General features: G+C 67.2%; 21 protein-coding genes. 3 read left to right on the forward strand and 18 right to left on the reverse strand.

Going from position 1 to position 22,536, the window contains the following annotated elements:
- Nucleotides 1–37 precede the first annotated feature (37 nt).
- Nucleotides 38–1,360 carry a serine hydrolase domain-containing protein gene (locus FFS09_RS15790; RefSeq protein ID WP_137919853.1) on the reverse strand — a complete coding sequence of 441 codons (1,323 nt, stop codon included), beginning with the start codon at nucleotides 1,358–1,360 and terminating at the stop codon, nucleotides 38–40.
- A gap of 252 nt (nucleotides 1,361–1,612) precedes the next feature.
- Here FFS09_RS15790 and FFS09_RS31150 point away from each other — a divergent pair, with 252 nt between their 5' ends.
- Nucleotides 1,613–3,559: a methyl-accepting chemotaxis protein gene (locus FFS09_RS31150; RefSeq protein WP_137919854.1), complete on the forward strand. Its 1,947-nt coding sequence runs from the start codon at nucleotides 1,613–1,615 to the stop codon at nucleotides 3,557–3,559.
- A 2-nt stretch (nucleotides 3,560–3,561) separates the two neighbouring features.
- Here FFS09_RS31150 and FFS09_RS15800 read toward each other — a convergent pair whose 3' ends face one another.
- The 5 genes from FFS09_RS15800 to FFS09_RS15820 are packed head-to-tail and all read right to left on the reverse strand — an operon-like array spanning nucleotide 3,562 to nucleotide 7,375.
- The gene (locus tag FFS09_RS15800; protein WP_137919855.1) at nucleotides 3,562–3,891 is read right to left on the reverse strand and encodes a type II toxin-antitoxin system RelE/ParE family toxin; all 330 of its coding nucleotides are present in this window, start codon (nucleotides 3,889–3,891) and stop codon (nucleotides 3,562–3,564) included.
- Complete coding sequence (locus FFS09_RS15805) at nucleotides 3,888–4,139, reverse strand: ribbon-helix-helix domain-containing protein (RefSeq protein WP_137919856.1); 252 nt, start codon at nucleotides 4,137–4,139, stop codon at nucleotides 3,888–3,890. Before FFS09_RS15805 ends, FFS09_RS15800 begins: the two co-directional genes overlap by 4 nt.
- A gap of 54 nt (nucleotides 4,140–4,193) precedes the next feature.
- Complete coding sequence (locus FFS09_RS15810; protein ID WP_171020051.1) at nucleotides 4,194–5,180, reverse strand: ABC transporter substrate-binding protein; 987 nt, start codon at nucleotides 5,178–5,180, stop codon at nucleotides 4,194–4,196.
- Nucleotides 5,181–5,230: 50 nt separating this feature from the next.
- On the reverse strand, nucleotides 5,231–6,196 hold the full coding sequence (locus FFS09_RS15815; protein ID WP_137919858.1) for a Bug family tripartite tricarboxylate transporter substrate binding protein: 966 nt from the start codon (nucleotides 6,194–6,196) through the stop codon (nucleotides 5,231–5,233).
- A gap of 33 nt (nucleotides 6,197–6,229) precedes the next feature.
- Nucleotides 6,230–7,375: an FAD-dependent monooxygenase gene (locus FFS09_RS15820; RefSeq protein ID WP_137919859.1), complete on the reverse strand. Its 1,146-nt coding sequence runs from the start codon at nucleotides 7,373–7,375 to the stop codon at nucleotides 6,230–6,232.
- A gap of 184 nt (nucleotides 7,376–7,559) precedes the next feature.
- Here FFS09_RS15820 and FFS09_RS15825 point away from each other — a divergent pair, with 184 nt between their 5' ends.
- Nucleotides 7,560–8,405, forward strand: coding sequence for an IclR family transcriptional regulator (locus tag FFS09_RS15825; protein ID WP_137919860.1), 846 nt, complete (start codon nucleotides 7,560–7,562; stop codon nucleotides 8,403–8,405).
- Here the strand turns inward: FFS09_RS15825 and FFS09_RS15830 are convergent.
- The 11 genes from FFS09_RS15830 to FFS09_RS15880 form a co-directional block, all read right to left on the reverse strand.
- Nucleotides 8,402–9,124 (reverse strand): GntR family transcriptional regulator, encoded by a 723-nt coding sequence (locus FFS09_RS15830; RefSeq protein WP_137919861.1) that lies wholly within the window; start codon nucleotides 9,122–9,124, stop codon nucleotides 8,402–8,404. The two genes, FFS09_RS15825 and FFS09_RS15830, sit on opposite strands and share 4 nt — an antisense overlap.
- Nucleotides 9,103–10,071 carry an isopenicillin N synthase family dioxygenase gene (locus FFS09_RS15835; RefSeq protein ID WP_137919862.1) on the reverse strand — a complete coding sequence of 323 codons (969 nt, stop codon included), beginning with the start codon at nucleotides 10,069–10,071 and terminating at the stop codon, nucleotides 9,103–9,105. Before FFS09_RS15835 ends, FFS09_RS15830 begins: the two co-directional genes overlap by 22 nt.
- Before the next feature lie 18 nt (nucleotides 10,072–10,089).
- The gene (locus tag FFS09_RS15840) at nucleotides 10,090–11,124 is read right to left on the reverse strand and encodes an ABC transporter substrate-binding protein (protein WP_137919863.1); all 1,035 of its coding nucleotides are present in this window, start codon (nucleotides 11,122–11,124) and stop codon (nucleotides 10,090–10,092) included.
- A 62-nt stretch (nucleotides 11,125–11,186) separates the two neighbouring features.
- Nucleotides 11,187–12,014, reverse strand: coding sequence for an ABC transporter permease (locus FFS09_RS15845; RefSeq protein WP_137919864.1), 828 nt, complete (start codon nucleotides 12,012–12,014; stop codon nucleotides 11,187–11,189).
- Nucleotides 12,015–12,072: 58 nt separating this feature from the next.
- Nucleotides 12,073–12,828, reverse strand: a complete 756-nt coding sequence (locus tag FFS09_RS15850; RefSeq protein ID WP_137919865.1) for an ABC transporter ATP-binding protein — start codon at nucleotides 12,826–12,828, stop codon at nucleotides 12,073–12,075.
- A gap of 141 nt (nucleotides 12,829–12,969) precedes the next feature.
- A complete protein-coding gene (locus FFS09_RS15855; RefSeq protein WP_137919866.1) occupies nucleotides 12,970–13,767 on the reverse strand; it encodes an MHYT domain-containing protein in 798 nt (265 codons plus the stop codon).
- A 221-nt stretch (nucleotides 13,768–13,988) separates the two neighbouring features.
- Nucleotides 13,989–14,810 carry a DUF4377 domain-containing protein gene (locus FFS09_RS15860; protein WP_171020052.1) on the reverse strand — a complete coding sequence of 274 codons (822 nt, stop codon included), beginning with the start codon at nucleotides 14,808–14,810 and terminating at the stop codon, nucleotides 13,989–13,991.
- Nucleotides 14,811–14,919: 109 nt separating this feature from the next.
- Complete coding sequence (locus FFS09_RS15865) at nucleotides 14,920–15,801, reverse strand: DUF342 domain-containing protein (RefSeq protein WP_137919868.1); 882 nt, start codon at nucleotides 15,799–15,801, stop codon at nucleotides 14,920–14,922.
- A gap of 568 nt (nucleotides 15,802–16,369) precedes the next feature.
- Nucleotides 16,370–16,726, reverse strand: a complete 357-nt coding sequence (locus FFS09_RS15870) for a RidA family protein (protein WP_137919869.1) — start codon at nucleotides 16,724–16,726, stop codon at nucleotides 16,370–16,372.
- A gap of 43 nt (nucleotides 16,727–16,769) precedes the next feature.
- The gene (locus FFS09_RS15875) at nucleotides 16,770–17,780 is read right to left on the reverse strand and encodes a Bug family tripartite tricarboxylate transporter substrate binding protein (protein ID WP_171020053.1); all 1,011 of its coding nucleotides are present in this window, start codon (nucleotides 17,778–17,780) and stop codon (nucleotides 16,770–16,772) included.
- Between the two features lie 28 nt (nucleotides 17,781–17,808).
- Complete coding sequence (locus FFS09_RS15880) at nucleotides 17,809–18,444, reverse strand: helix-turn-helix domain-containing protein (RefSeq protein ID WP_137919871.1); 636 nt, start codon at nucleotides 18,442–18,444, stop codon at nucleotides 17,809–17,811.
- A gap of 121 nt (nucleotides 18,445–18,565) precedes the next feature.
- Between FFS09_RS15880 and FFS09_RS15885 the strand changes: the two genes are divergently transcribed.
- Nucleotides 18,566–18,895, forward strand: coding sequence for a putative quinol monooxygenase (locus FFS09_RS15885; protein WP_137919872.1), 330 nt, complete (start codon nucleotides 18,566–18,568; stop codon nucleotides 18,893–18,895).
- A gap of 119 nt (nucleotides 18,896–19,014) precedes the next feature.
- Here FFS09_RS15885 and FFS09_RS15890 read toward each other — a convergent pair whose 3' ends face one another.
- Nucleotides 19,015–22,137: an Rne/Rng family ribonuclease gene (locus tag FFS09_RS15890; protein ID WP_137919873.1), complete on the reverse strand. Its 3,123-nt coding sequence runs from the start codon at nucleotides 22,135–22,137 to the stop codon at nucleotides 19,015–19,017.
- Nucleotides 22,138–22,536: the final 399 nt, after the last annotated feature.

The following is a 22,536-nucleotide window of genomic DNA, read 5'->3' on the forward strand; positions in this document are numbered from 1 at the left end:
GAAGCGAACCCACCCCTCGAGCTTGGGTCGCGCCGCCTCAGCGCGGCTTGCGCATCAGGTGCTGCGCCACGGCGTCGAAGGCGGGCAGCGTGGTCGGGTCGTTGGCGCTGTTGCTGGCCACGGGGTGCGAGGCGTAGCGCACGATCACCACGGCGGCCTGCGGGTTCACGTAGATGCGCTGGCCGTGCACGCCGCGCGCCATGAAGGCGCGGTCGGGCTGGTGGGTCACCCACCACATGTTGCGGTAGCTCCAGCCTTGCAGCAGGCTGTAGCCTGCCTTGGCGAAGGCGTCGCGGTCACCGCCGCGCCGGATGTCGTCCACCACGGCCTTGGGAACGATCTGCTGGCCGTTGAAGCGGCCGTTGTTGCGCAGCATGTCGCCGAAGCGGGCGAGGTCGCGCAGGCCGGTGTTCAAGCCACCGCCCGCGAACGGCGTGCCGGTGGAATCCACCGTCATGTACGCGTCCTGCTCCGCGCCCAGCCGGCTCCAGATGCGCTCGGACAAGAGGCTCGCCACGTCGCGCCCGGTGGCGCGCGCGATGATCCAGCCCAGCGTGTCGGAGTTGACGGTCTTGTAGGCAAAGGCCGCGCCGTGCTGGCCCTCGGGCTTCACGGTCTGCAGGTACTCGTAGTAGCTGCGCGGGCCGGTGTAGTCCTTGGGCTTGGGCAGCGGGCTGCCGGCTTGCGCGTGGGCCCAGACTTCGGCGTTGGGGTCGGCGTAGTCCTCGCTGTACTTCAGGCCCGTGGTCATGTCGAGCACCTGCCGCACGGTGGCGTTGCCGAAGGCCGAGCGGGCCAGCTCGGGCACGTAGTCCACCACCTTCTTGTTCGGATCCAGCTTGCCTTCGGCCACCAGCATCGCGCCCAGGGTGCCGGTGACGGACTTGGTGACCGACATGGCGCCATGCTGCCCCTGCGCGGTCAGCACACCAAAGTAACGCTCGTAGACGATGCGGCCCTGGTGCAGCACCAGGATGCCGTCGGTGTAGTTGGCGGCGAGCGATTCGGCCCAGGTCATGGACGACGAGGCGCCCAGCGGTGTGAAGCGCACGGTGTCGATGTCCGCCCGCAGCGCGCGCGGCAAGGGTGTGGGCGCGCCCACGCCGCGGGACACGTTCACCGTGGGCATCAACTGGCGAAAATGCGAGACGCTCCAGCGCAGGGCCGGAAACTGGAAGGTGCTGCCGTCGTCGAAGCGCAGTTGCTTGTCGGGTGGTGGTGGAGCGCCCACCATCCAGCCGAGTTTGGCGGGGTCGCTGGCCTCGGCGTCCAGCGGCTGGGCCTGGGCACCGGCGGCCCACAGCGTGGGGGCGGTGGCCACGCCCAGCGCCAGTGCGAACAGAAGGGTGACAGGGTTCATGGCGGCTCCTATGCGCAAGAGGGACCGTGAAGGGTAATCGCTCCGCGCGAATTGCCCCGCCTTTCCCCTGCTGTTCGCCGTCTTGCGAATTTGCCGGCGTGGGAAATTCGCCGTGTAGACAAATTGCCAGACCCACGGCCCCTCGGGCTTCGTCAGGCACTCACTCCTCACTCCCATCCCACTGGACGAAGAAAGAAGCGCTGCGTGTTGTCCCCTCTCCAATCCCTCTCCAAAAAACCGTCTCTGGCCCGCATGAGCCTGCGCACCCAATTGCTGCTGCTGGTCGTCGGCGTGGTGCTGCTCGGCTTTGCCGTCACCGTGGTGTCGCTGACGCGCCAGGCCGGCCAGTTGCAGGAAAACACGGCCCTCATGTACGCCGAGGAACTGGCGACCCGCAATGCGGCGCAAGTGGGCGCAGAACTCAACGCCACCATGACGGCCGCGCGCACGCTGGCGCAGGCGCTGGCGGGCTTGAAATCCACCGGACAGGCCGACCGCATCGAAGCCGATGCCTTGATCCGCAACGTGCTCGAAGGCTCGCCGCAGTTCCTCGGCGTCTGGGTGGCGTGGGAGCCCAATGCGTTCGACGGGCGCGACGCCGAGTACGTGGGCATGCCGGGCCACGATGCCACGGGGCGCTACATCCCTTACTGGAACCGGGGCGCGGGCTCGGTGGTGGTGGAACCGCTGGTGGACTACGACAAGCCGGGTCCGGGCGATTACTACCAGTTGCCCAAGCGCACCGGCAAGGAGGCGCTCATCGAGCCCTACAAGTACATGCTGGCGGGCAAGGAAGTCTTGCTCACGACCACCTCGGTGCCGATCGTGGTCAACGGCCAGTTCGTGGGCGTGGCGGGGATCGACCTGCCGCTGTCCAGCCTGCAGGAAAAGGTGCAGGCGATCCGCATCTACGACACCGGTTACGCGAGCCTGCTCTCGCACGGCGCTGTGTATGTGGGGGATCGCGACGCCGCGCTCGTGGGGCAGGCTTTGACGAAGCCGGGCGAGCTGGAAGCCATGCGCACCGCGCTGAGCGAGAACCAGCCGCAGCGCGTGCGTTACCAGCACGAAGGATTGAACACCGAAGTGACCAGCATCTATGTGCCGATCCGCGTGGGCAAGGACAACTCTTCATGGGCCTTCGCGGCCACCGTGCCGCAGGACCGCATCCTCGCCGAGGTGCGCCAGCTCAACCTCACCGCCGCGTTGCTGGGCGCGGTGTCGATCATCGTGGTGTCGCTCGGTTTGCTCTGGGCCTTGCAGCGCCTCGTGCTGCGCCCGCTGGGCGGCGAACCCGCCGAAGCCGTGGCCGTGAGCGCCCGCGTGGCCCGGGGCGACCTCGGCCAGCCGGTGCCCGTGAAGGCCGGTGACACCCACAGCCTGATGGCCCAACTGGCGGTGATGCAGAAGGACCTGGCCGGCGTGGTCGGCCGCGTGCGGCGCGGCGCCGAGGCGGTGGCCACGGCCAGCGCGGAGATTTCGCAGGGCAACCAGGACCTCTCCAGCCGCACCGAAAACCAGGCCAGCGCGCTGGAAGAAACGGCCGCCTCCATGGAACAGCTGGGCACGGCCGTGGGCCAGAACTCCGGGCATGCGCGCGAGGCCGATCAACTGGCGCGCTCGGCGACGACGCTGGCCGAGCAGGGCGGCGCGGCGGTGCAGCGCGTGGTGGACACCATGCAGGACATCGACGCTGGCTCGCGCAAGATCGCCGACATCATCGGCGTCATCGACGGCATCGCGTTCCAGACCAACATCCTCGCGCTCAACGCGGCCGTCGAGGCGGCGCGCGCGGGTGAACAAGGCCGTGGCTTCGCCGTGGTGGCCGGCGAGGTGCGCAGCCTGGCCACGCGGTCGGCGCAGGCCGCGCGCGAGATCAAGGACCTGATCGGCAGCAGTGTGCAGAGCGTGGGCAACGGCACGGTGCTGGTGAACGAAGCCGGCCATACGATGCAGGAACTGATCGCCTCCATTCAGAAGGTGTCGCGCCTCATGTCCGACATCAGCACCGCCAGCGGCGAACAGAGCGCGGGCGTGAGCCAGGTGGGCGAGGCGGTGGTGCAGCTGGACCAGACCACGCAGCAGAACGCCGCGCTCGTGGAAGAAATGTCCGCTGCGGCCCACAGCCTGCGTCAGCAGGCGGATGAGCTGGTGAAGACGGTGTCGGTGTTCCAGTTGGGGGCGACCGCGTCTTCGTGATGTCACACGCCGTCGGGCTCCTGCATCCACGCGGGAATGTCCCGCTGGCCGTGCAGCACGCGCCACACGTCGACGTGGTCCGGGTGCTCGACGTAGAACACCCGTTGCGGGTATCGCGTCAGCGGCCAGGTGCGAAGGCCGGGCAGATTGAGTTCGTGGGCATAACGCGGCGAGCCGGTGGCCGGATGGCGGCCGATGTGCGCGAAGGCTTTCTCCAGCGCGTCGATGAAGCCCGATGCGGCCTGCTCGGCGTGTTCATCCAGGTAGTAGGCAATGGCTTCGTCAACATCCCGCAGCGCTTGCTCGCGCGGGACGACGGGCTTGGCCTTCACCGCCGAGCGCGGGCTTTGGCACCCCTGTGCATCCGGTTCCGCAGGCCTTCGAAATAGCCCGCATCAGCCGGCGCTGTCGGGTTGGACGCCGCACCTGCCAGCAGCAAGCCGCGCAGTTGCAGGCGATCCTGATCCTTGCGAATCAACTCGCGCACATACTCGCTGCTGGTGCCGTAGCCGCGCTCGCTGACCTGCTCGTCCACAAAGGACTTCAGGGTGTCGGGGAGAGAGATGTTCATCGTGCTCATGGCACGAGCGTAGGCAATTTGGCAAAATTTGGCAAGATCTGGGGCTTCCCATTTTTACCGAACCACCGATTCGTCGTAGATCCGGCCCAACGGGATCGCATCGCTTTTGACGATCCCTTGTTCGATGTAGTGGCGGCGCATCTTCTCGATGGTGGGCACGCGGATGCGCCCCGAAGGGTTTTCGAACGACACGGTGGCCAGCAGCCGCTGCGCCGTCGGCGCATCAACATTGAAGCGTTGCATCAGCCGCTGGCTGTTCTGGTCCGGGCGGGCCTGTGCGGCATCGCGCGCCCCTTCCAGCAGCGCGGCCACCGCGCGCTGGACCAGCGCGGGATCGCGTTGCAGCGTGGCGCGCTTGGCCAGGATCACGTACGGGTCCCAGTCACGCCCCAGAAAGTTCGACAGCTTCACCACGCTGGAGAGCCGTCCCTCCTTTTCGAGCAGGGCGGCCGCGTGTTCGGTCGTCACCCAGATGTCGGCTTGCCGGTTGTTGAGCGCCTGGTAGTTTTGCGGCAACCCGCCGGTCGGCACAAATTCGACCTCGTTCGGGGCCACGCCCAGGGACTTGAGAAAGAGGTCGGCGTAGAGCTTGTCCGTGCCCGATATCTGGGTGACCGCGATGCGCTTGCCACGGATGTCCGCGGCTTTGAGGGGCCGATCGGACAAGGACCACATGTGCCACTCGGCGTGCAAGCCCAGGTCGGCCACGACCACGAAGTCCACGCCCTTGCTCATGTAGTTGATGGCCGCGCCCAGGCCATACAAGCGCACGTCGGAGTGGTTTTCTTCTTCGGCGTTCCAGGAGCGGCGGTCCCCACCACCCAGGGGCGGCGGCGTGGTGGGTTGCAGTCCTTGCTTTTGCCACAGCCCCTGTTCCCGGGTGACCAGTTCCACCAGTGCCGTCGATGGCACGGTGCCGACACCGGCGGTGAAGGTCAGGGGCTGAAGGGCTTGGGCCGTCGCTTGCTGCGCGAGCGTCATACACAGCGCGGCCGACAGGGCCTGGAGCACGCGCAGCGCGTGCCGACGAAATGCAATCATGAGGTCACCTCGTGTTGTGATGGATGAAGGCGATTCGCCGCGCGAGGCCATCAGGGCCGCTGCAGGCCGATGCGATCGATGATGGGCCGTTCCGACTGCGTGATGTCGTGCGCGAACGCGGTGAACTGCTTGCTGCTCATGTATTGGGGATCGATGTCGAACTTGCGCAGCGCGTCGCGGAAGCTCTCCTGGTCCATGGCCTGCTTGAAGGCGTTGTGCAGACGCTCGACCACGGCCGGGTCCGTGCCGCCCGGCGCGACCAGGCCGAACGGCGCGTTCTGCACGATGGGGTAGCCCAGCTCCTTCAAGGTGGGCACGTTGGGAAAGCGTGGGCTGCGCGTCTCGCCCGCCATCGCCAGCAGGCGCAAGGAACCCGATTCGACCAGGCTGGCCCAGCTGGGCCCGTCGGCGAGCGACTTCACATGCCCGCCCCGCACGGCCGTCATGGCCTGGGCGCCGCCGGGAAACGGAACGTGGGTGAGCTTGACGCCCGCGCGCTGGGCCAGGTCTTCCATCGTGAGATGGGGCGACGACAGCGTGCCCGGCGTGCCGTAGGTCATCTCACCCGGGTGCGCCTTGGCATAGGCGATGTAGTCCGCCAGCGTCTTGATGTCGGATGTGGCCGGCACCGCCAGGCCAAAGGGATAGGAGGCGAGGCCGATGATGTATTTCAGGTCCTTGACCGGGTCGTAGTTGGTCTTCGTCAGGTAGTGCTGGCGGAACACCGAAACCGCCACCTGCGCGATGGTGTAGCCGTCGGCCGGCACGGTCTGCATGAGCTGGGCGGGGATGACCATGCCCGCGCCCGGCTTGTTGTCCACCACGACGGGTTGTCCCAGGATGGCGCTGGCGTTGGTGGCCAGCACGCGGAACGCGGCGTCGGTGGCGCCGCCTGGCGCGAACCCGACGAGCAGCCGGATCGGCCTGGATGGGAAAGTGTTTTGCGCGCGCGCAACCGGCGCGATGGCCAGCGTGGCCGCGGCCACGGAACCGCTCAGGAGTTGACGTCGTTGCATGTGAACCTCTCTCTCTTTCAGGATGTGCGGGCTTCAGACCGCACAGGATTGATCGGCGGGGTTGAGCGATGTGCTCCAGGCGTCGTAGCCGTACACGCTGTCGGCGTTGTTGTCGTTGCGCAGCCAGTCGTTCTTGCCCGAGGCCACCTGGATCTGGCTCGCGCGGGGCTTGCGCAGCGCTTCGTACCTCTGCAGTGCGGACGCGCAGTCCGGTCCGTCGGCCAGGCAACGCGCCAGCACCACGGCGTCCTCGATGCCCATGGCCGCGCCCTGCGCCATGAACGGCAACATCGGGTGGCAGGCGTCGCCCAGCAACGAGACGCGGCCCTGCGTCCACTGCGCCATGGGCTCGCGCACATACAGCGCGGTCTTGAGCACCACCTCGCAACCGCGCAGGATGTCCTGCACCTCCGGGTGGAACTGCGCGTAGGCCGCGAGCAGTTCTTCCTGCGTGCCCTTGACCGACCACGACTCGTGGCGCCAGCTGTCTTCCCGTGCGGTGGCGAACACGAACAGCTCGCGCCCACCGTGGATCAGGAAGGTGAAGATCTGGCTCGCGGTGTTCGGCCCCCACCACTTGGTGGTCGGCGTCAGGTCCAGGTGGCCAAGCCGCTGCGTGTCGACGATGGAACGGAACGCCACCTGGCCGGTGAAGATGGGCTGGTCGGCGCCAAACAGGTTGTCGCGCACGGCGGAATGGATGCCGTCGGCGCCCACGATGGCGTCGAACCGGTGGGTTTGCCCGTTGTCGAGCACCAGCTCGGCGTGCTCGTCGGTCTGCGAAATGTGCTGGACCCGGCTGCCGAGGTGGACCTCGACGTCCGAGGCCGCCGCTTCCAGCGCCGACAGCAGGTCCGCGCGGTGCACCGTGAGTTGCGGCGCGCCATACCGGCGCTCGCCGGCGTCGCCCATTTCGAGGTGGGAGGTCACCTCCCCGCTGTCCCAGGTGCGGCTGACACGCCGGGTGGGGCGAAAGGCCGTGGCGCGCAAGGCCTGGCCAACGCCCAGGCCATCGAGCGCGCGCACGGCATTGGGCGTGAGGTTGATGCCCGCGCCCACGCGCCCGAACCGGGTCGCCTGCTCGAAAACCACGGGCGTGATGTGCAGGCGTTTCAGGGCCAGAGCGGCCGACAGGCCGCCGATGCCGGCGCCAATGATGGCAATGCGAGGAGAGGTCATGTTGTTGAAAATGTTTTGAATACGAAATCTAGTTTTGAATGCTAAATTTTTTAGACGGCAACAGAGATCGGTAAAAACCCTGATCTGGCGCGCATGAAAGCGCCTTTGGCCTGCTTCAGCGTCGATTTCATAGAATCGCTGCGCAACCGAGGCACCCCGCCTTTTGTGGCGTTGCGCCCCGCCCATGAATCCCACGCCCGAGACCCCTTTGCCCCCGACGCCGCCCGCGACCGACGGGCCGGACAGTGCCGAAGCCGACAAAAGCCCTTATTGGGTGGAGGCGCTGGCCCAGGGGCTGGCCGTGTTGCGGGTGTTCGAGTCCGAGCACGGCAGCCTCACCTTGACCGACATCGCCCAGCGCCTGGGCTGGAACCGCGCCAAGCCTTTCCGGTATGTGCAGACGCTGGAGCGTCTGGGGTACCTGAGCCGCGAGGAGCCGGGGCGGCGCTACCGGCCCACGTCGTTGACCATGTCGCTGGGGTACGCCTACCTGAGCCGGCTTTCCATGATCGAACTCGCGCAGCCCGTGCTGAACCAGTTGCGCACGACCGTCAACGCGTCGGTGCACATGGGGCTGCTGGACGGCAAGGAACTGGTCTACGTGGCCAACGCCCGCATTCCCTTGCCCACCGCGATCAACATCCACGTGGGTTCGCGCACGCCCGCATACGCCACCTCCATCGGGCGCATCCTGCTGGCCTATCTCGCACCCGAAGCGGTGGACGCCATCCTGGGCACCGGGCCCATTCCCGCAATGACGGCCAACTCGACCAGCGACCCGGTGGCCTTTCGGCAGATGCTGGCGCGCGCGCGGGCCGATGGCGTCGTGTTCAACGACCAGGAGTTCCACCTGGGCGTGCGCTCCATCGCGGCGCCCGTGTTCGACGCGACGGGCCACGTGGTCGCCGGCATCAACGCCACGGCCATGACACATGCCTTCACCGACGAGGTGGTGCGCGACGCGGTGCTGCCCGCGGTGTGCGCGGCGGCCAGCGAGATCTCCCGGGGGCTGGGGTACGTGAAGGCTTAGCGCGAACTGCTCGTGTAGATCCGGTTGCGCCCTTCGACGCAGTAGGTCTGCGCGTGGAAGACTGGCCGGTCTTGCGCGTAGTGCACGCGGTCGAGCAACACGTAGAGCTGCGGCGCGCGGTTGCTGCGGCCCCAGCCGATGGTGCTGGAGAGCACCGCGTGGTACTCCACCTCGGTGCGGTCGGTGCGCACGCCCAGGCGTTCGAAGATGTCCACGAAGGACATCGAGAACAGCAACTCGTCGATCACCTCGGGGAACAGGCTGTCCACGTAGCGGTCGTAGCCATAGCTCAGCAAATCGTCGTCGCTGTAGATCGCACGCTCGGTGTAGAGCACGCGCGCGCCGTCGGGCAAGGCCAGCTTCTGCGCTTCTTCGGCCGTGGCCTCGCGGCGCTCCAGTTTGTGGAGTTCGATGCGCGGTGTGCGGCCCTGCTCCTTGATCGACTCGGTGAGCGAGTCGAAGTGGCCCATGCCCATCGGTGCCTGCGGTGCCGCCGGCGGGCGCACGATGGTGCCGATGCCGCGCTGGATGCGCAACTGGCCTTCGGTCACCAGGCGGCTGATGGCTTCGCGGATGGTGTTGCGCGACACCGCATAGGCGCTGGCCAACGCGGTCTCTGCCGGGATCGCCTGGCCCGTGGTCCATTCGCCTTCTGACAAGCGACGCCGAAGGTCTTGCGCCAGCCGGTCGGGCAGGGTCAGGACGTCAGTTCGGCCCACGACTTGCGCTCCCCGGAAAAGTTTTTGTAGACCTGCTCGCCGGCCACGATGGGTTCGAAGCGCGGTGCCTCACCTGTGGGCGCGAAGTCGCGCGGGTCGATCACCTGGTGGTAGTTCGGGTGGATGAACAGCGGGATCGAATAGCGCTCGCGGCCCGAGCGGTTGATCACGCGGTGCATGGCGGACTTCAAGCGGCCGTTGCTCCAGCGCGTGAGCAGCTTGGCGACGTTGAGCACGATGGCCTGTTCGTCGGGCACCACGGGCAGCCAGTCCTGGTCGGGCCCGAGCACTTCGAGGCCGCCGTTCATATCCTGGATCAGCAGCGTGATCAGGCCCTGGTCTTCGTGCGCGCGCACGCCGACATCGGCGATGTGCTGCACGGCTTCCTGCGGCGGGTAGTGCACCACGCGCATGTTGGAGTAGGTGTTGCGCGACACGTTCGCGAAGAAGTCGGCCGGCGCACCGAGGTGCAGCGCGAACGCCTGCAGCACCGATTCCCCAACCTGGAACATGGCGTGGTAACAGGTCTCCAGGCGCGCGCGGAACTGCGGCACGTCGGGCCACGGTGTGGCCGCGTAGAACGGCAGGTCGAGCAGGGCCGGGTCCACCGGTGGAATCGGGTGGCCCATGCTGAACGCCTCCTGCCCGCTGGGCTTCTGGCCCGGCTTGGCGTTGTCGAACATGGGCTGGAAGCCGCGGTTGGTCTTGCGTTCCTGGTAGGGCGCCTTGGCTTCTTCGCGCTGGCCGAAGAAGGCTTCGGCGGCGGCGAAGGTGTCGGCAATGACCGCGGGCGGCACGCCGTGGCCGACCAGCTTCATGAAGCCGTAGGTTTCGGCGGCGCGGCCCATGGCATGGGCGATGGTCTGGCGCGCGTCCAGGTCGTCGCCGAAGAGGGGCGAGATGTCGATGGTCGGGATCGCGTGCGCGGCGGTGGGTGTGGTGCTCATGCGGGGTGTCTCGCTCGCTCAGTTGGCCTTGATGCCCGGGTTGAAGGCGTTGGTCATCATCTCGGCGGCGGGTGCCACCGACTTGATCTGGTCGTATTCCTTGTAGAAGGCCATGGTCTCGTCCCACACCTTGGGGTCCATCCACAGCAGGCCGCGCGCCTTGGTGTCGGCGCTCTGGTTCAAGGGGTTCTGCACCTTCATGCGCCACGCGAGCTTGTCGGCGCGCTCGATCTGCTGCGGGTAGGCGTCGACCAGCTTCACCGCTTCGGCCGGGTTGTCGATGGTGAACTTCAAACCCTTGGCCACGGCGCGCACCACCTTGCGCACGGTCTCGGGTTTTTCCTTGATCATCTTGCCGCTCGTGAAGAGCGTGTCGCCGTACGAGGCCACGCCGTATTTCGAGAAACGCAGCACCTTCCATGTTTTGCCCTTCAGGTGCGCGGGTGCATCGGCCTTGGCGGCCTCCAGCTCGACCTGGTAGGTCTGGTTGTGCAGGTGGCCGGTGAAGTAGTCGACCTTGCCGACCAGCAACGGCTCGGCGTTGGCCAGCACGGTCTCGACCTTGATCTTCGACAGGTCGAGGTGGTTGCGCTTGGCCAGTGCTTTGATGAACATCTCGCCGTCGGCCTGGATGCCCACGCGCTTGCCTTCGAGATCCTTGGGCGTGGGATCCGGGTCACCGGGGTTGCCGAGGCCGATGTACACGTAAGGCAGTTCCTGGATCAGCGCGCCGATGGCCACCACGTCCACTGGCGAGGGTGCCAGCCGTGCCGACATGATGAACGACTGCGCCATCACGCCGAACTGCGCCTGGCCCACGCCCACGGTAGGGATCGGGTTCTTGCCCGGGCCACCGTCGATGAAGCTGACCTTGATGCCTTCTTCGGCGAAGTAGCCCTTGGCGTCGGCCACCATGAGCGCCGCGTACTGGCCGTTGCGCAGCCATGAGAGCGCGATGCGGATGTCCTCCATCGGGGCCTGCGCGGCAGCGCTGCTCCAGGCGGTAACGCCGATGGCGAGAGTGAGAACGAGTCGAGTGAACGGCGCACGCATGGTGTTGGTCCTTGAGAAAGGGAAGTGGGAATGCGGAGATGGAATGAGAAAGAGGGCGCGCCTCACGGACCGCCGTTGCGCGCGCGTTCGCTCCAGTTGATGCGCGCGCCGATCACCTGCACCAGCACGTAGATCGCATACGACAGCACCGCGGCCAAAAGCGCCACCGCGTACACCTGGTCGCCGCGGTACTGGGCCATGGCACGGTTGATCACGTAGCCCAGGCCCTCGGAAGAAATCATCCACTCCGCCGCCACCGCCACGATGATGCTGGCGCTGCCCGTGATCTCCTGCGCGGCCAGGATGTAGGGCACCGAGTACGGCAGGCGCACCTTGAGGAACACCTTCCAGGGACTCACGTCAAGAATGCGCATGCGGTCCAGCACCACCGGGTCCACGGCCCTGAGGCCGCGCAGGGTGTTGACCAGCACCGGGAAGAAACCGGCGATGGTGACGATGGTTACCTTGGTCCACAGCCCGTCGCCCACCGCCAGCACGAGCACCGAGGCCAGCGCCACGTAGGGCACGTTGCGCAGGGTGATGGCTGCGGGCATCAGGAGGCGGTTGAACACCGGCATCGAAGTGAACAGCACCGCCAGGCCAACGCCGACGATGTTGGCGAACACGAAGCCGATGGCCGCCGCGCGCAGCGTGACCACCAGATGCTGCGTGACGAAGTCGGTCTCGTTCGTCAGCACCGCGAGCACCTGCGTGGGGCGCGGGATCACGAATTCGGGCAGGCCCGAAAAGGCGATGGCGAGGTACCACAGGCCGAGGATGGAGACGATCGGAAATCCGATGCGCGAGGCGACCCTCAACACGCGCATCAGCAACGCACGCGCGGCGGGTGCCGGCGCGACGGCGGGTGTGTTCACGGTGGTCGTGTTCATTCGGAATCCTTCGTGCTTTGCACTGCGGTGCGAACGTCTTCGGGCGGCCGTGCGGCGTTCATGCGGCAGCCCTCCATTGGCCAAACAGCAGGCCGCGAATGCGGTCGGTGAGTTCCACGAATTGCGGGTCGGTGCGAAACGCGGCCGTGCGCGGGCGCGGCGAGGGCACGGCGATGTCGGCCAGGATGCGGCCCGGTGCGGGCGAGAACACGATCACGCGATCGGCCAGCAGCACGGCTTCATCGACGTGGTGCGTCACGAACAGTACGGTCTTGGGGCGCGTGGCGAGCTCGCTGCCGAGCCACAGGCCGAGCTCTTCGCGCTTCATTTCGTCGAGCGCGGAGAAGGGCTCGTCCATCAGCAGCACCTCGGGGTCGTGCGCGATGGCCGACGCGAAATTCACGCGTTGCAGCATGCCGCCCGAGAGGTGGTGCGGCATCTTCTCTTCATGCCCCGCGAGACCAAAGTCGCGCAGCAATCCGCGCGCGGGCAGCCCGGCGCGGCCGGTCACCTGCTGGGTGAATTCGACGTCATCGATGGCGCGCTTCCACGGCAGCACGGCCGGGCGTTGTGACACCAGACCGAGCTTGCGCGCGCGCCGCACCGTGGCGGGCGGCAGGCTGCCGATGAGCACCGAGCCACCGGTGGGCTGGTCCAGGTCGGCGACCATGCGCAGCAGCGTGGTCTTGCCGCAGCCCGAAGGCCCGACCAGTGCGATGAACTGGCCGGCGGCGATGTCGAGGTTCACCGCCTCGAGCGCCACCGTGGCGCCGAAGCGGCGTGAAACATTTCTGAGCTGGATGTCGGCGGACATGATGTCTGGACGTCCCCAAAAAAGGGCGGGTTGTTGGACGTCCAATGTCCAGAGCGAGATCCATGCCACGTTCGCGGCGTGGCATCGCCGTGCGGGCGGCGCTGACGCGGGAACGTCAGCGCGCTGCCTCAGTCGGTGTGTTTATTTCTGCAGGGAGGGACGCGCACGGTTCGCGGCGCTGGCGCCCTTCTTTCCTGAGGCGCTGATGTCCCGAGGGGCGAGCACGTTCCACATCAGGTACACCAGCACCAGGCCCACCACCGAGAAGACCATTTGCGAAAGATAGAAGCCGCCGATGCCCCACACCGGCGGGGACTTGCTTTCAACGCAGATGAATTCCGCCGCCCGCATGCCGGTGTAGTGCATGGCGCAAACGGCCAGGCCCATGATCAGCGAGGCCAGCACGCGATGCCAGACCTTGCGCACATGGAACGCCAGCCAAAGGGCCGCGGCGGACGCCGTGACCGCGATCGCAAAGGAGATCATCACCACCTGCAGGTCCAGCGACATGTCGGCACGCAGGTTCATCGCGTACATGCCCATGTAGTGCATCACGCACACCCCGACGCCGGCAAGCAGGCTGCCCGCCAGCCAGCCCGGCTTGCTGAACCTGCCGCCGCCGCCGGCGAGGATCAGCGCGATGCCGGCGATGACGATGGCGGCCAACAGCGACAGCAGCGTCCAGAAACCGTCGTACACCACCGGCAGCGGAAGCCGGTAGCCCATCATGCCGACGAAGTGCATGGACCAGATGCCCACACCACCCAACGCAACCGCCGCGCCCGCGGCCATGGACCGGTTGACGGTGCCGTCGGCACGGTACAGATACTTCGTGTGGGCCAACGCCGCAAAGGAGCCGAGCACCGAAATAACGTAAGAAGCCACCACGAGCACCATGTCGTACCGCGGCGAAAGAACGTCGCCCACATTGAAGTTCATTGCGTTTCCCTTATCCCCCTTGTTGGATGCGCCCGGGCGGGTTGGGGGCATCGCCCCGCAAGGACGACCTTGGTCTGGATACAGTTGTATCCAAACGTTGGGCGAACCAATTTAGGGCGGGGCGGTGAATGCTGTCAACGGCCCAAAGTCTGAAAGAGCGGTGTGCTCCCACAAGCGGTACGGGTGGGGCGGTGCCGATCGCTCGGCCCGTCAGGGCTGGTTCATCGGGGCGTGACCCGCTCGGTTTCCACGCGCATGTCCAGCTGGTAGACGTAGCGCGAGGCATCGGCCGGCGGGTTCTGGCGGGTGTAGCGTTTGACGCGCAGCACGTTGCGCATGCCGGGTTCGTGCGCAAAGCCTTCGATCATTCCGTAGAAGTGGCTCCACTCGCCGGTGCTGGTCTTGATGCCCGCGCTGTTGTATTGCACCTCGCGCACCTGCATGCATTGCGCGCCGCGCATCACGCCATGGCTGCAAGGCTTCAGCTCGGGCCCCACTTCCAGGAACAAGGTTTCGCCCGCGCTGCCGTACTGGGTGGCGGCCGTGGCCTTGCCCACCATGTGCCAGCGGCTGCCGTCATCGAACTGCAGCATCAGGCGCGGAGGGTTGGCGTCCTGGGCCAGGTGCACGCGGGTGGCGCGGCCGAGTTGCGCGCCCACGGTTTGCTCCAGCTGCATCAGCCGGGTGTCGGCACAGGCCATCATCGTGCTCACCGGGCGCGAGATCGTGATGTCCATGCCCTTGAGCTGGTAGCCCGCGCCCATGGCGTTGCAGAGTTTGTCCACGACCACACGCTGCTCCGAAGGCTTCTCACCGCCGACAAAGCTCAGGCGCACCACGCGTTGCGGCGCGAGCGCGGTGAACGCCGGCAGTGCGCGGCCGCTGGCGTCGTCCGCCTTTTCCAGATCCCAGTGAAAGGCCTGCAAGGTTTTGTTGAGCGACGAGTCGGTCATGGCGCTGGCAGAGGGGTTGGTGGTGGTACTGCAGGCCGTCAGGCCCAGCAAGGCGGCTGCGGTGAGGGCGATGAATGTCGAGCGTTTCATGGGAGGTGTTCCTTTCGCATTGCTTTCGGTGAGCAAGCATATGGGCATGGTGTCTGGCATAGGTTACAGGGCGTTGTGTCTTCGCGATGGGTTCGGGTCTTGCCCGTGCTCATGCGAAGGCCTCCAGAGAGCCCGCCGGCCCGACCCAGTGCCCGCTCAGCAGCTGCGCCGGCGCCGCACTGGCGCTCACGCGCGCGGACGTGGCCCATTCCTCGCGCTGCACGCACAGACCCGCGAAGACGCCATAGCCTTCGCCGGCCGTGATCTCGCCATCCGCCGTGATGCTCTCGCCCGCGCGGATCGCGCCACCGGTGGCCAGCGAGCCGCCGACCTTGATGCCCCAACCGGCGTCGAGATGCGAGCCGCAGACCACCGATTCACCGGCGAGCAAACCATCGCCCACGCGAATGGTGCTGCCCGCACGCAGTTCGCCCCGCGCGTGCAGGCTGCGGCCGACCTGCACCGCACCGCCCACGACGAGCACACCGCCGACCGTGGCCTGGTGACCCACCTCCAGGTCGGCTCCACAGACCAGATCGCGTGTGCAACGCAACTGGCCCGCCACGCGCATGGCGCCCGGGATCGCGATGGCCTTGGCCCACGCGTCCTCACCCACTTGCAGGGTGGCGGTTTCCAGCGTGCCACCCGCGGCGACGGAGTTGCCGGCGTTCACGGAACTGCCTGCGCGAATCGAGCCGCCCGCGCGGATGTCGCGGCCCGCACGCAACACGGTGCCGACGTCGATGTCGTGCGCGACCTCGATCGCGCCCGCGAACACGATCGCTTCCGCACTCAAACGTTCAAGCCGCAGCGTGGCCTGGGTGGGGCCAAACTGGGCGAGCAGCCAGCAGGCATCGTCGATGCGGCCCTCGGCCACGAGCGCATCGAGCAGGGGTTGGTAGTCGTTGCCTTGGGGGTGGTGGCGCAGGAACCAGCGCAGGCCGGCGGCACAGGGATTCTTTGCTTTCACAAAGGACTTGGAGAGTTCCATGGGGCTACTCCTGCGGTGGCGGCCACACCGACACCATCCGCGCGGAATGGACCGCGCCGGTGCGCCGCAGCCGCGCGGCATCGGGCATGGCGAGCAGGTGCTCGCACAGATCAAGGTTCGACATCAATGCATGTTCCTGTTGGGGCTGCCGCAACGCCAAGGCGACGTCGCACGGCACGTCAACGCACGTTCGCGCGGCAGGGCGTACCGTGTCCTCGCGTTGGCGGTGTGGTGGATCGAGAGCGGATGGCCACGGCGCTCGGTGGCGCCGTGTGCTTCCATGGCGCGCGCCGCTGCCCTAGGGCAACGAACGGCGCAAGCAATGGCACCTGAAAGGGGCCCGGCGAGGAAGGTGCGTGGAAGTGGGGGTGTCGCCGGGCTCAGGATTCTGCGGCCAGTGTCAGGTGGCGGCAGCGTGCCCATGTGCGGGCCTGCGGCGGACGAACAAGCACCGCCCGAGGCGCACAGGCGCTCGCAAACAGGGCGGTGGTCGTTGAAGGAAGCATGGCTCGAGTCTAACCCCCTCGCTTCGGTGCCGAGGGATGCCGAGCGGCGCGCAGCGCTCGTGTCAGGTGTTCTTCGCCGCCACCAGCATGATCTCGACCAGCATGCGCGGATGGCCCAGCTTGGCCTCGACCGTGGCGCGCGCCGGCAGGTGGGCCGGGTCGGCCCAGGCCTTCCAGACTTCGTTCATCTCTTCGCGCTGGCGGATATCGGCCAGCCAGATGTTCACCGACAGGATGCGCGACTTGTGGCTGCCCGCTTTCTCGAGCAGGGCATCGATGGCGGACAGCACTTCGCGGGTCTGGCCGCGAATGTCCTGGCTCAGGTCTTCGGGCACCTGGCCGGCCAGGTAGACCAGCCCGCCGTGCTCGACGGCGTCGCTCAGGATGGGGCTGCTTTCATGACGCTTGATGGCACTCATGGGTGTCTCTTCTTTCTTTCTGTTGCTGCGAAGGGGTCGGTGATCAGTCGGTGGCGCGTGCGCCGGTGACCTTGACGATGTTGGCCCATTGGGCCGACTCGTCGCGGATGCGTGCGGCGAACTCTTCCGGCGTCTGTGCCATGGGTTCGGCGGCCTGGCTGCTCACCAGCTGCTGCATCTCGGGCGTGGCCATGATCTTGGCGATCTCGCGGTAGAGGCGGTCGACGATCGGGCGGGGCGTCTTGGCCGGCGCCAGCAGGCCCACCCACGAATTGATGTTCTCCATGCCGCTCAAGCCCTGCTCGGCCAGGGTCGGGATATCTGGCAGCACATGGCTGCGCTTGGCCGAGGTGAGGCCCAGGGCGCGCAGCTTGCCTTCCTTCAAGTAGCCGACGGTGCTGGGACCGCCGGCACAGTAGAGCTGCACGCGGCCGGCCAGCAGATCGCTCACCGCCACCGCGCCGCCCTTGTACGGCACGTGCGCCATGTCGAGTCCGGCCTGGCGCTTGAACCACTCGCCGCACAGGTGCGGCGTGGTGCCGTTCCCGGACGACATGAAGTTGAGCACGCCCGGTTCGGCCTTGGCCAGCTTGATGAATTCGGGCAACGTCTTCGCCGGCACCGACATCGGCGCCACCAGCATGTAGGGCACCAGCGCGAACATGGAGATCGGCTGCAGGTCGGTCTGCGGATTGAACGGCATCTTCGCGCCATACACGCTGGGCGCGATGGTGATGGTGCCGTTGGCGGCCAGCAGCAGCGTGTAGCCGTCGGGCGCGGCCTTGACCACCTGGTCGGCGCCCAATGTGCCGCCGGCGCCGGGGCGGTTTTCCACCACCACCGGTTGGCCCAGTGCGCGGCTGAGCTTGTCGGCCATGGCGCGGCCAAACACGTCGCTGCTGGTCTGGCCAGACGGAAACGGGATGATCATCCGGATCGGTTTGGTGGGCCATTCCTGCGCTTGCGCAGACGTGAACGGCCCGGCGAAGGCCGCCAGTGTGGCGAAGCCGGCAGCGGCCAGGCGCGATGAGAGGAGACGGTGAAACTGCAACACGGTGAATCCTTCCAGACGGTGTGAAGACTCAGCCCGGCTCATCCGACTTGATGATCCAGACCACCCGCGCCACCTTGTCGGACACGTTGCGGAACGTGTGCGGTTGGCGGCTGTCGAACTGAAAACTGTCTCCCTGCTCCAGCACCTGCGTGTCATCGCCGATGCTCAATTCGAACCGGCCCTCGAGGACCAGCCCGGCCTTCTCGCCGCTGCGCGTCCAGGGCTCGGCGCCCGAACCGCCGCCGGGCTCCATCACCAGCATCAGCACCTCAAGGTCGGAGCCGCCGGCGGGCGAGAGCAGTTCCTTCACCAGGCCCAGCTTGTCGAGCGCCAGCGCGCTGCGTTGCGGCGCGCGCACCAGCCAGGCGGGCTGGTGCGCGCCGCGGGCCCCCGGGCGCTCGAAAAAGCTGGCCAGCGGCACGTCCAGCGCCAGGCGGATGCGTTCGAGCGTTTTCAATGAGGGTGAACTCTGCCCGCGCTCGATGTGGCTCAACATGCCCACCGAAACCCGGCTCTTGAGCGACAGTTCGGCGAGCGTCATCTTCTTGATGCCGCGCAGCTCCCGAATACGCAAACCCAATGCCAGCAACGCTTGCGACTCGTCCTGGTCGCCGATGTCGGCGTCAACGGCAGGGGCGGATTGCGGGTGGGTGGCGACAGGCATCAAACGCGGCTTTCAGGGGTCGGTGCGACGCAGTGTAGCCACGTGATTTCAATAAAACAATAATTTATTGAAAAAATTTTCAATTTGGTTATATTGCGATCAGGCCCAACCGAGGACTGCCATGACCCCACCGACCCCGCCCGACGCCGACACGCGCGCGATCGCGATCTACATCGAGTACGAGCCCCTGCCGGGCTGCCTGGACGCGTTGCAGGCGCGCATGCAGAACGAATGCGACGAATGCATCCGCGAGGACGAGGGGTGCCTGCGCATGGAACTGTCCTTGCCCGATCCACCGGACGGGCGCCTGTTGCTGGCCGAGCTCTGGCGCGACCAGGCCGCGCTGGATGCGCACAAGAACAAGCCCGGCCATTCGCACGAGTGGCAGAAGACCCTCGTCGCGGCGAAGCGCGTGTCGCGCTGCCGCGTGGTCTTGTCGCCGCAGAAGTAGGGCGGCGCGGCGCGGCGCGCCCAGGCGCGAAAAAAAGCCGATCGGACTTGGGGTCCGACCGGCTTTTTTGTGGGCGCTCGATGAGCACCTGATCACCGGCCCGCAGGCCGGTGGGTGTGTCAGGTGTTCTCGAAAGGCAGCTTCATGTCGCGCAGATCCTTGCGCGTCTCCACCAGTACCAGGGGGCCGTCGTCCAGCACCACGGCGGGCTTGGGCTCGCGTGGCACGTGCACCGGCTTGGGTTCGGCGGCGATGGCGGCCTGCGCCTGGGCGACCTTCTCGGCATTGGAGTTCACCCACTCGAGCCCGCTGGCCTGCGCGACCTGGTTCATGTCGTTGATGGACAGGGCATACGGCTGCACCTTGGGCAGGCCGCGGACGGGCGCAGCGGCAGCGACGGGCGCTGCTGCCACTGGCGCGGCAGGAGCGCGCTCCTGTGCGCGCGGTGCCACCGGAGCGGCCACGGGCGCAGCTGGGGCCGCCACGGGCGCTGCGACAGCGATCACCGGTGCAACCGGTGCCGGCTCGGCAGCGGCCACAGGCGCTGCAGGTTCGGGCGTCGCGGTCGCGGGCGCTTCGTTCACCGCCGGCTCCGTGGGCATGCTGAAGTAGCTGCGCACCGGGGCTTCGTAGGCCGACACGTCGGCAGGCTCGGACGCAGGCGCGGCGGTTTCGGTGGCTGCCGTTGCGGCCATGCCATCGGCTTGGGGTGCTGCGGCTTCCTCGCCTTCGGCCACGCCTTCGCGCGGGCCGCGTTCGCGGCGGTCACGGCCGTAGCGGTCGCGGCTGCGGCGTTCGCGGTTGCCACGCGGCGCGCCGTTCTCGGGCGCATCACCTTCGCGCGGCGCTTCGGTAGCGGTGTTCGCACCACCCTCGTTGCTCAGGTTGGGCGCCGCGGCCTCGGCGTTGTCGGCGCGTGGGGCGTCGGTGCCCTCAGCGTCCGCCGGGCGGCGGCGGTTCTCGCCACGGTCACCACGGGGGCGGCGGTCGCGCTCGCGTTCACGGCGTTGGCCTTCCGCGGTCTCGGGCGTGTCGCCCAGCGCAGCGACACCCTGGGGCAGGGCGTTGGCGGCGCTGTCGACGGGCGCGGCATCGCGGCGACCACCTTCGCGGCGGTTGTCGTTGCGCTGGCGGCCTTCGCCGCGCGGCTCATTGCGACCCTCGCCGCGCGGTTCGTTGCGGCCTTCACCCCGGTTTTCACCGCGACCTTCACCGCCTCGGCGGCCTTCACCGCGTGGCTCGTTGCGGCCTTCGCCACGGCCTTCCACGCGGGTGCCTTCGGCGCGGGCTTCGGTCGAGCGGCCTTCGCCACCGCGGCCACCGTTGCGGCCACCACCTTCACGGCCTTCGCGCGAACCCCGTGCGTCGCGGTCACGACCGCCACGGCCACGGCCACCATCGCGACGGCCACCGTCGGCGCGTTCCTCGCGGGCACCGGCGGGCTTGCTCTGCACAGGCGTTTCCGCCGCGGGCTTGGCGGGTGCGGGCTCCGAGACGAAGAGGCTCTTGAGCCAACCGAAGAAGCCTTTTTCTGCCGGGGCGGGCGCCGCCGGTGCGCGCTTGGCCGCGGGCGCAGCGGTTGCGGCGGACGCTGCAACGGGAGCGGGCGTTTCGGCGCGCGGTGCGGCGACGGGAGCCGGGCCATCGGGCAGCACGCCCTTGATCACCGGCTCCTGCTTGTTGGTGCGCTCCTGGCTGCGGCGCGTGAAGCTGGCCACGTCGTCCACCTCGTCGGCCAGCTTGTAGCTCGCGTCGAGGTTGTCCAGGCGCGGGTCGTCGTGCTTGAGGCGCTCGAGCTTGTAGTTGGGCGTGTCGAGCGACTTGTTGGGCACGAGCAGCACGTTGATGCGCTGCTTGAGTTCGATCTTGGTGATCTCGGTGCGCTTTTCGTTCAGCAGGAAGCTGGCCACTTCAACCGGCACCTGCACCAGCACGGCGGCCGTGCTGTCCTTGAGCGACTCTTCCTGGATGATGCGCAGGATCTGCAGCGCCGAGCTTTCGGTGTCGCGGATGTGGCCCGAGCCACCGCAGCGCGGGCAGGGAATGGACGCGCCTTCGTTGAGCGCGGGCTTCAGGCGTTGGCGGCTCATTTCGAGCAGGCCGAACTTGCTGATGGCGCCGAACTGCACGCGCGCGCGGTCCTGGCGCAGCGCGTCGCGCAGGCGGTTTTCCACTTCGCGGCGGTTCTTCGACTCTTCCATGTCGATGAAGTCGATCACCACCAGGCCGCCCAGATCGCGCAGGCGCGCCTGGCGCGCCACTTCGTCGGCGGCTTCCAGGTTGGTGCGGGTCGCGGTTTCTTCGATGTCGCCGCCCTTGATGGCGCGCGCGGAGTTCACGTCCACCGCCACCAGCGCTTCGGTTTGGTCGATCACGATGGCACCGCCCGAGGGCAGGTTCACCGTGCGGCTGTAGGCGGTTTCGATCTGGTGTTCGATCTGGAAGCGCGAGAACAGCGGCGCGTCGTCGCGGTAGCGCTTCACGCGGTGCCCGTGCTCGGGCATCACGTGGCTCATGAACTGGTGCGCCTGTTCAAAGATGTCGTCGGTGTCGATCAGGATCTCGCCGATGTCGCTGTTGAAGTAGTCGCGGATCGCGCGGATCACCAGGCTCGACTCCTGGTAGATCAGGTACGCGCCCTTGCCACCCTTGGCCGCGCCGTCGATGGCGTTCCACAGCTTGAGCAGGTAGTTCAGGTCCCACTGCAGCTCGGGCGCGTCGCGGCCGATGCCGGCGGTGCGCGCGATGATGCTCATGCCGTTGGGGTATTCGAGCTGGTCAAGCGCCTGCTTGAGTTCCTGGCGGTCTTCGCCTTCGATGCGCCGGCTCACGCCGCCGCCGCGCGGGTTGTTGGGCATCAGCACCACGTAGCGGCCGGCCAGGCTCACGAAGGTGGTGAGGGCCGCGCCCTTGTTGCCGCGTTCTTCTTTCTCGACCTGGACCAGCAGTTCCTGGCCTTCCTTGATCACGTCGTTGATGCGCGCCTGGTTGACCGGCACGCCGGCCGCGAAATACTGGCGCGAGATTTCCTTGAACGGCAGGAAGCCGTGGCGGTCTTCGCCATAGTCGACGAAGCAGGCCTCCAGCGAAGGCTCCACGCGGGTGACCACCGCTTTGTAGATGTTGCCTTTGCGCTGTTCGCGCCCTTCGATTTCGATTTCGTAGTCGAGCAGTTTTTGCCCGTCAACGATGGCCAGGCGGCGCTCTTCGGCCTGCGTGGCATTGATCAGCATGCGTTTCATGATGCGTTTCCTTCGTTCAAACACAAGGACGCCCGAGCCAATGGCCCGGACGCCGACCTGCCGTGAACCAGCGGAAAGCGCGAACGGGTGGGAGGAATTGCCGGAGAGCCGTTGACCCGCGGTTCGGGGGAGGCGTTCAACACAGAGGCGGACACCGAGGTGCCGCGTCGAACCGCCAGGTCAGGGCGTAGGCGCGTGGAGGTGGGTGAACAGGAAGGGCCAGACGGCTGTCATCGACATGGTTCTGGGTTGTCTCGCTCTGGTTTCACTTTGTCCTCGTCCAGCCACATTGCGCGGGCTGGACGATTGGGGTATTCCGTATTCGGGTTCGTAGGCTTCTGCGGATTCGCCCACAGTGTCCACCGGTCTGCTGCCACGCCCGGATTCGCGGTGGAATGT

Source organism: Hydrogenophaga sp. 2FB, assembly GCF_005503365.1.
Classification (GTDB): Bacteria; Pseudomonadota; Gammaproteobacteria; order Burkholderiales; family Burkholderiaceae_C; genus Hydrogenophaga.

Bases quoted from the DNA above. Each gene is read 5' to 3' on its own strand.
- FFS09_RS15790 (WP_137919853.1), bottom strand. From the start codon at position 1,360: ATGAACCCTGTCACCCTTCTGTTCGCACTGGCGCTGGGCGTGGCCACC.
- FFS09_RS15860 (WP_171020052.1), bottom strand. From the start codon at position 14,810: ATGAAACGCTCGACATTCATCGCCCTCACCGCAGCCGCCTTGCTGGGC.
- FFS09_RS15855 (WP_137919866.1), bottom strand. From the start codon at position 13,767: ATGAACTTCAATGTGGGCGACGTTCTTTCGCCGCGGTACGACATGGTG.
- FFS09_RS15825 (WP_137919860.1), top strand. From the start codon at position 7,560: ATGAATCCCACGCCCGAGACCCCTTTGCCCCCGACGCCGCCCGCGACC.
- FFS09_RS15840 (WP_137919863.1), bottom strand. From the start codon at position 11,124: ATGCGTGCGCCGTTCACTCGACTCGTTCTCACTCTCGCCATCGGCGTT.
- FFS09_RS15885 (WP_137919872.1), top strand. From the start codon at position 18,566: ATGACCCCACCGACCCCGCCCGACGCCGACACGCGCGCGATCGCGATC.
- FFS09_RS15820 (WP_137919859.1), bottom strand. From the start codon at position 7,375: ATGACCTCTCCTCGCATTGCCATCATTGGCGCCGGCATCGGCGGCCTG.
- FFS09_RS15890 (WP_137919873.1), bottom strand. From the start codon at position 22,137: ATGAAACGCATGCTGATCAATGCCACGCAGGCCGAAGAGCGCCGCCTG.
- FFS09_RS15815 (WP_137919858.1), bottom strand. From the start codon at position 6,196: ATGCAACGACGTCAACTCCTGAGCGGTTCCGTGGCCGCGGCCACGCTG.
- FFS09_RS15805 (WP_137919856.1), bottom strand. From the start codon at position 4,139: ATGAGCACGATGAACATCTCTCTCCCCGACACCCTGAAGTCCTTTGTG.
- FFS09_RS15845 (WP_137919864.1), bottom strand. From the start codon at position 12,014: ATGAACACGACCACCGTGAACACACCCGCCGTCGCGCCGGCACCCGCC.
- FFS09_RS15870 (WP_137919869.1), bottom strand. From the start codon at position 16,726: ATGAGTGCCATCAAGCGTCATGAAAGCAGCCCCATCCTGAGCGACGCC.
- FFS09_RS15850 (WP_137919865.1), bottom strand. From the start codon at position 12,828: ATGTCCGCCGACATCCAGCTCAGAAATGTTTCACGCCGCTTCGGCGCC.
- FFS09_RS15880 (WP_137919871.1), bottom strand. From the start codon at position 18,444: ATGCCTGTCGCCACCCACCCGCAATCCGCCCCTGCCGTTGACGCCGAC.
- FFS09_RS15810 (WP_171020051.1), bottom strand. From the start codon at position 5,180: ATGATTGCATTTCGTCGGCACGCGCTGCGCGTGCTCCAGGCCCTGTCG.
- FFS09_RS15865 (WP_137919868.1), bottom strand. From the start codon at position 15,801: ATGGAACTCTCCAAGTCCTTTGTGAAAGCAAAGAATCCCTGTGCCGCC.
- FFS09_RS31150 (WP_137919854.1), top strand. From the start codon at position 1,613: ATGAGCCTGCGCACCCAATTGCTGCTGCTGGTCGTCGGCGTGGTGCTG.
- FFS09_RS15835 (WP_137919862.1), bottom strand. From the start codon at position 10,071: ATGAGCACCACACCCACCGCCGCGCACGCGATCCCGACCATCGACATC.